The organism is Accumulibacter sp., assembly GCF_016789985.1.
GTDB lineage: Bacteria > Pseudomonadota > Gammaproteobacteria > Burkholderiales > Rhodocyclaceae > Accumulibacter.
This window is the reverse complement of the sequence record NZ_JAEUOL010000001.1, coordinates 1-6343: the sequence shown is the minus strand read 5'-3', so window position 1 is coordinate 6343 and position 6343 is coordinate 1. Positions and strand designations below refer to the sequence as shown.

Below are 6343 nucleotides of genomic sequence, written 5' to 3'. Positions count from 1 at the left end.
GATCGTCTTGCGCATCCCAGGGAGGGCCTCTTCCAGACCAAACCGTACCTCGTCCGCTAACTTATCTGTCTTTCCCATCGTCTCTCAATGTGTTGCCTCGTAATAATCAGAGATTACATTAAAAGTGATGGGTGGTAAGCGTTCGCCGCACCGGGCGGGTGCGGCGAACGTGGTTGGCGGGGGAGGGGTTGCGCCCGGCGGGCACTCCTCCCTTCTCGTTTACCAGCCTGCCGCCGCTGTGGGTGTAACCGGCGTTGCCGTGGGCATCCAGTCCTCGGAGCCGGCGTAGACTGCCGCCAGTGCAAGCAGCAGGGTCAGGACGAAAGCGAGCGGGCCGTCACCGGTAGCTGACCGGGCTCGTCCCGGCTCGACCTCTTTCCAGCCGCCCAACATGGGCTGCACCAGATCATCCTTTTTGACGAGGACACGGAAGGTGACCGTCGCCACGTGCAAGACAACCAGCCTGATCAGGAGTTTGGTCGACAGCTTGTGGAGGCTGGTGAGGCGGTCGCTGAGTTTCCCGCCGACGAGCGTGCGCAGCGGAACGCGATGTCGTCGTTGGCGAAAAGTCCGCTGCACGCCTGGAAGGCAAGCAGTCCGAGCAAAGCAAAGACGGACAGCGCGCCGAGCGGATTGTGGCCGACACCTCGCCACTGGCAGCACAGGTAGGCCAGAACGGAAGCTGGTGTCGGCGCGAAGCCCGTAAAGCGCGCGTAGCTTGATCCGGTGAATTCCCATAGCAGACGAAAGCAGACCAAGCCCAGTATGGCCAGGCCGAACCTGCCGTGCCAGACCATGAGATTACCGCCGATGCTGCCGCTGACCAGCGAGGCAACGAACAGGGCGACCAGCGACCAGTGGAAGATGCGGGTTGGCAGATCCCAAAGGCGAATGCGTTGCCTGCTCATTCGATCCACCTGCCGCGTGCTCGACCCGTGGCGCAACGCGATATTCCGTTAGACGACGGCGCCTTCCTCGTTGGCGCCCTCGATCTGTTTCTTGGGCCTGACGAACTGTTCCCGCGAAACACCGAGCCACATGACCAGCGGGCTGGCGACCAGTACCGATGAGTAGATGCCGAAACAGATGCCGATGGTCAGTGCGAGCGAGAAGTAATACAGCGTTTCGCCGCCGAAAACCAGCATCGACAGCACCATCATTTGTGTCGAACCGTGTGTGATGATGGTGCGGGAAATGGTGCTGGTGATCGCATGATCGAGCACCTGCGGCGTGCTGAGGCCGCGGGTTTTCTTGAAGGTTTCACGCACACGGTCGAAAACCACGACTGACTCGTTTACCGAATATCCCAGGACAGCGAGTACCGCCGCCAGCACCGAGAGCGAGAACTCCCACTGGAAGAAGGCGAAGAAGCCCAGGATGATGATCACGTCGTGAAGGTTGGCGATGATCGCCGATACCGAAAATCGCCACTCGAAACGGAAGGCGAGGTAGACCACGATACCGATCACCACCAGCAGTAGCGCCAGAGCGCCATTTTCGGCGAGTTCCCTGCCGACCTGCGGGCCGACGAATTCGACGCGTCGCAGGGTGGCGCCGGGCGCCTCGGCAGCCAGGGACTGCATCACCGATTCACCGATCTTGGCCGTGTTCTGTTCGGCCTTGAGCGGCAGACGAATCAGGACGTCCTGGCTGGAGCCGAAGTTTTGTACCGAGAAATCGCTGTATCCGGCCTTGCCGAGTCCCTCGCGCACTTTCGCGAGATTTGCTGCCTGCGCATAGTTGAGTTCGATCAACGTACCACCGGTGAATTCGACCGAGAGGTGCAGACCACGGCTGAAGAGGAAGAAGACCGCCAGCAGGAAGGTGAGCAACGAGATGATGTTGAACACCACCGCATGGCGCATGAACGGGATGTCTTTCTTGATACGGAAGAATTCCATCTTGCTGCTTCCTATTTGACTGCCGGAGTACCGGCCACGGCCGGTTTCCAGATCTGGCCGATGGCCAGCGACTCGACCTTGCGGCGACGGCCGTAGATCAGATTGATCATCGCGCGCGACACGACCACGGCGGAGAACAGCGAGGTCAGAATGCCCAGACAGTGCACCACGGCAAAGCCGCGCACCGGGCCGGAACCGAAAATCAGCAGAGCGATACCGGCAATCAGGGTCGTGATGTTCGAGTCGAGGATCGTCCCGAAGGCGCGTTCGTAACCGGTGTGGATCGCCGCCTGCGGGCTTGAACCGTTGCGCAGTTCTTCGCGAATGCGTTCGTTGATCAGGACGTTGGCGTCAATCGCCATGCCCAGGGTGAGTGCGATGGCGGCGATACCAGGCAGGGTCAGGGTGGCCTGCAACAGGGAGAGCAGGGCGACCAGGAAAAGGAGATTGGCGGCCAGAGCGATGACCGAAACCAGCCCGAAGAGCAGATAATAGGCGATCATGAAGACGGCAATCGCGGAGAATCCCCACATCGTCGAATGGAAGCCCTTCCTGATGTTCTCCGCACCGAGGCTGGGGCCGATGGTTCGTTCCTCGATGATCTCCATCGGTGCGGCAAGCGAACCGGCACGCAGCAGCAGGGCGGTGTCGTTGGCCTCGACGGTACTCATGCGGCCCGAGATCTGGACGCGACCGCCGCCGATCTCCGCCCGGATGACCGGTGCGGTGACGACTTCACCCTTACCTTTTTCGATCAGCACGATGGCCATTCGCTTGCCGACGTTGTCGCGCGTGACGTCCTTGAAGATGCGCGCTCCCGCCGAGTCAAGCGTCAGGTGTACCGCCGGTTCTCTGGTTTGATTGTCGAAACCCGGTTGGGCATCGGTCAGTCGATCGCCGGTCAGCACGACCTGCTTCTTGACCAGCAGCGGCATGCCGCCGCGCTCGACGTAGAGCTCGGTTCCGAACGGCACCTGGCCGGCCTGCGCCGCGTCCAGCGCGCCGGGGGTTTCGTCGACCATGCGGATTTCCAGTGTCGCGGTGCGGCCGAGAATGTCCTTCGCCTTGGCCGTGTCCTGCACGCCGGGCAACTGAACGACGATACGGTCGGCGCCCTGCTGGGCGATGACCGGCTCGGCGACGCCGAGTTCGTTGATCCGGTTGTGCAGCGTCGTCATGTTCTGCTTGATGGCGAACTCCTGGATGCGCTTCAGCGCCTCCGGCCGGAGCGTCGCGACCAGCCTCAAATCTTCGCCTTCACCCTGGTCGGCGAGCAGCAGTTCGGACTGGTTGTCTTCCAGCGCGATGCGCCCCTTGTTGCGCGTTTCGCTATCGCGGAAGCGGATCACCACTCGCTCCCCTTCGCGGCCGATGCCGGCGTGGCGGATGTTCTTGTCGCGCAGCAGGCTGCGCAGGTCGCCGCTGATCGCGTCCAGGCGCTTGGTCACCGCCCCCTTCATGTCGACCTGCAGCAGAAAGTGAACGCCGCCCCGCAGGTCGAGACCGAGATACATCGGCAAGGCATGCAGGCTGGTCAGCCACTGCGGCGAACTCGACAGGAGATTCAACGCCACCACATACTGTGGATCACCGGGGTCGGGGTTGAACTGCCTTTCCAGCAAATCCTTCGCCTGCAACTGGGTGTCAGTGGTCGGCAAGCGTACCTTGACGCCATTGCTGTCGAGAAAGATGCCGCTCGCTTCGATACCGGCGGTGCGCAGGATGCCGGCGACGCGCTCGCGCGTCCTCTCATCAACCCTGAGCGTGGCCTTGGCGCTGGAAACCTGTACCGCGGGTGACTCGCCAAAGAAGTTCGGCAGGGTGTAGACCAGTCCGAACAGCAGTGCAAAGGCGACGATGACGTATTTCCAGAGCGGATAACGATTCATGGATGCATGCCGTCAAGTGGCGCGCCTGCTGCCCAAGGGGCAGGCGACGAGCGCGGTGGTTAGATTGCTTTCAACGAACCTTTGGGCAGAACCAGTTGCACGGCCGGCTTCTGTACCTGGATTTCGACGCCTTCGGCGACTTCAAGGCTGATGAATTGCTCGCCGACCTTGGTGATGCGGCCGGCGATACCGCCGCCGGTGACCACTTCATCGCCCCTGGTCAGTGCCTCGACCAGCGCTTTATGTTCCTTGGCACGTTTCATTTGCGGCCGAATCATCAAAAAGTAGAGGACGACAAACATCAGAATGATGGGCAGCAACTGCATGAAGCCACCGGTCGGATCGGTGGAGGCGGCTTGTTGGGCGTGGGCGGTGCTGATCAGCACATCGGTCTCCTAAATGACAGAGTGTTTAAAATAAACTGCCAATTGTACCACTAGCCTTCGCCTTGTCGGGTACGCGCCTCGCGGAAGGTGTTGACCGTCTGGCGCAGAGTGCCGGCGGCGATCGCGTTGCGCAGCTCGAGCATCAGTTCCTGGTAGTAATGGAGGTTGTGCAGCGTCGCCAGTTGCGCACCGAGGATCTCGCCGGTGCGATTGAGGTGGTGCAGGTAGGAACGCGAAAAGTTTCGGCAGGTGTAGCAGCGGCAACTCTCGTCGAGTGGTCGCGTGTCCTTCTGATGTCGGGCGTTGCGGATTCGCAGGTCGCCATGGCGAGTGAATAGATGGCCGTTACGCGCATTGCGTGTCGGCAGAACACAGTCGAACATGTCGATGCCGGCCGCCACGGCGCCGACCAGATCCTCCGGAGTGCCGACCCCCATCAGATAGCGCGGTCTGGTCGGCGGTAGGCAAGGGGTGGTGTGCGCGAGAATGCGGGTCATGTCGCTCTTCGGTTCACCAACCGACAGCCCGCCAATGGCGAAGCCGTCGAAACCGATCTCCAGCAGTCCGGCGAGGGATTCGTCACGCAGATCTTCGTACATGCCGCCCTGGACGATACCGAACAGGGCGTTGCGGTTTTCCAGTTCGTCGTGCTGCGCGCGCGAGCGCTTTGCCCAGCGCAGCGAGAGGCGCATCGATGTTGCGGCTTCGTCATGGGTGGCGGGGTGGGGCGTGCATTCGTCGAGGATCATGACGATGTCCGAATCCAGCACATGCTGGATGCGCATCGATTCCTCGGGGGTGAGAAACAGGCGATCCCCGTTGACCGGTGACTGGAACCTGACACCTTCGTCGCTGATCTTGCGCAGCGCGCCGAGCGAGAAAACCTGAAAACCGCCGGAGTCGGTGAGAATCGGGCGATCCCAGGACATGAAGCGGTGCAGGCCGGTGTGCGCGGCGATAACCTCGAGACCGGGACGCAGCCAGAGGTGGAAGGTGTTGCCCAGGCAAATCTGCGTGCAGGTGTCGACCAAGTCGCGTGGCGTCATCGCCTTGACTGTGCCGTAAGTGCCGACGGGCATGAAAGCGGGTGTGTCAACCGTTCCGTGGGCGAGGCTGAGGCGGCCTCGACGAGCCGCGCCATCGCTGGCCAGAAGTTCAAAGTTCATGGTGTTTGGCTGAAGCGGGAAGCCGGGCCTGAGCTGGCCTGGTGCTACGGATTGCGCGCCACACTGCGTGCGGCGGAAAGGAGAGGCCCGACCGAAGTGCCCCTCGGTCGGGCAAAGAGTCGGCGCCGCTGGTGGCTCAGCGACGCCCAGCCCAAAGGGCAACCGTCCTCAGGTGGCGTGGTCGATCGCCGCTTGCGCTGCCGCCAGTCGGGCAATCGGCACCCGGAACGGTGAGCAACTGACGTAGTCGAGACCGGCGCGATGGAAGAACTCGACCGAAGCCGGGTCACCACCATGTTCGCCGCAGACGCCCAGCTTGATGCCGGGGCGGGCCGAGCGGCCCTTCTCGACGGCCATCCTGACCAGCAGGCCAACGCCTTTCTGATCGATCGACTGGAAGGGGTCGTGCTCGTACATGCCATCCTTCAGATAGCTGGGCAGGAATTTGCCGGCGTCGTCGCGCGAGAAACCCATGGTCATCTGCGTCAGGTCATTGGTTCCGAACGAGAAGAACTCCGCCTGCTGACCGATGCTGTCGGCGATCAGCGCGGCGCGCGGTGTTTCGATCATTGTCCCGAGCATGTAGTCGAGCTTTTCGCCACGCTCGGCGAAGACTGCCGCAGCCGTCTGCCGGATGATCCGTGCCTGGGCGTTGAATTCACGCACCGTGCCGACCAGCGGGATCATGATTTCCGCCTTGACGTCGATCCCCTTGGCCTTCATGTTGAGGCCCGCCTCGAGAATGGCGCGAGTCTGCATTTCGGTGATTTCCGGGTAGGTGATGCCCAGACGGCAGCCACGATGGCCCATCATGGGATTGAACTCGTGCAGGTCATCGACCCGCATCTTGATCACCCCAAGTGGCACGTTCATCTCGTGTGCCATGATCTTCTGGTTCTCTTCATCGTGCGGGACGAATTCGTGCAGTGGCGGATCGAGCAGACGGATGGTGACGGCCATGCCGTTCATTTCGCGGAACAGGCCCTCGAAGTCGCCGCGCT

7 protein-coding genes are annotated in these 6343 nt (G+C 61.8%); all 7 read right to left on the bottom strand.

The genetic code is table 11. The features are described 5' to 3' along the window. Positions 1-219: 219 nt before the first annotated feature. Positions 220-402: a hypothetical protein gene (locus JNK99_RS17590; RefSeq protein WP_366518666.1), complete on the bottom strand. Its 183-nt coding sequence runs from the start codon at positions 400-402 to the stop codon at positions 220-222. Positions 403-467: 65 nt separating this feature from the next. Beyond that, positions 468-908 carry a cytochrome b/b6 domain-containing protein gene (locus tag JNK99_RS17585; protein ID WP_366518665.1) on the bottom strand — a complete coding sequence of 147 codons (441 nt, stop codon included), beginning with the start codon at positions 906-908 and terminating at the stop codon, positions 468-470. A gap of 48 nt (positions 909-956) precedes the next feature. Next, the gene (secF, locus tag JNK99_RS00025) at positions 957-1901 is read right to left on the bottom strand and encodes a protein translocase subunit SecF (RefSeq protein ID WP_291846862.1); all 945 of its coding nucleotides are present in this window, start codon (positions 1899-1901) and stop codon (positions 957-959) included. Between the two features lie 11 nt (positions 1902-1912). Further along, positions 1913-3790, bottom strand: a complete 1878-nt coding sequence (gene secD / locus JNK99_RS00020; protein ID WP_291846860.1) for a protein translocase subunit SecD — start codon at positions 3788-3790, stop codon at positions 1913-1915. A gap of 59 nt (positions 3791-3849) precedes the next feature. Next, positions 3850-4176, bottom strand: a complete 327-nt coding sequence (gene yajC / locus JNK99_RS00015; RefSeq protein ID WP_291846858.1) for a preprotein translocase subunit YajC — start codon at positions 4174-4176, stop codon at positions 3850-3852. Positions 4177-4226: 50 nt separating this feature from the next. Next, positions 4227-5342, bottom strand: a complete 1116-nt coding sequence (gene tgt, locus JNK99_RS00010; protein ID WP_291846856.1) for a tRNA guanosine(34) transglycosylase Tgt — start codon at positions 5340-5342, stop codon at positions 4227-4229. A gap of 168 nt (positions 5343-5510) precedes the next feature. Next, on the bottom strand, positions 5511-6343 hold an 833-nt coding region (locus JNK99_RS00005; protein WP_366518664.1), incomplete at its 5' end, for a putative PEP-binding protein.

Coding starts and splice junctions, on each gene's coding strand:
- JNK99_RS17585 (WP_366518665.1), bottom strand. CDS start 908: ATGAGCAGGCAACGCATTCGCCTTTGGGATCTGCCAACCCGCATCTTC.
- secF (WP_291846862.1), bottom strand. CDS start 1,901: ATGGAATTCTTCCGTATCAAGAAAGACATCCCGTTCATGCGCCATGCG.
- secD (WP_291846860.1), bottom strand. CDS start 3,790: ATGAATCGTTATCCGCTCTGGAAATACGTCATCGTCGCCTTTGCACTG.
- tgt (WP_291846856.1), bottom strand. CDS start 5,342: ATGAACTTTGAACTTCTGGCCAGCGATGGCGCGGCTCGTCGAGGCCGC.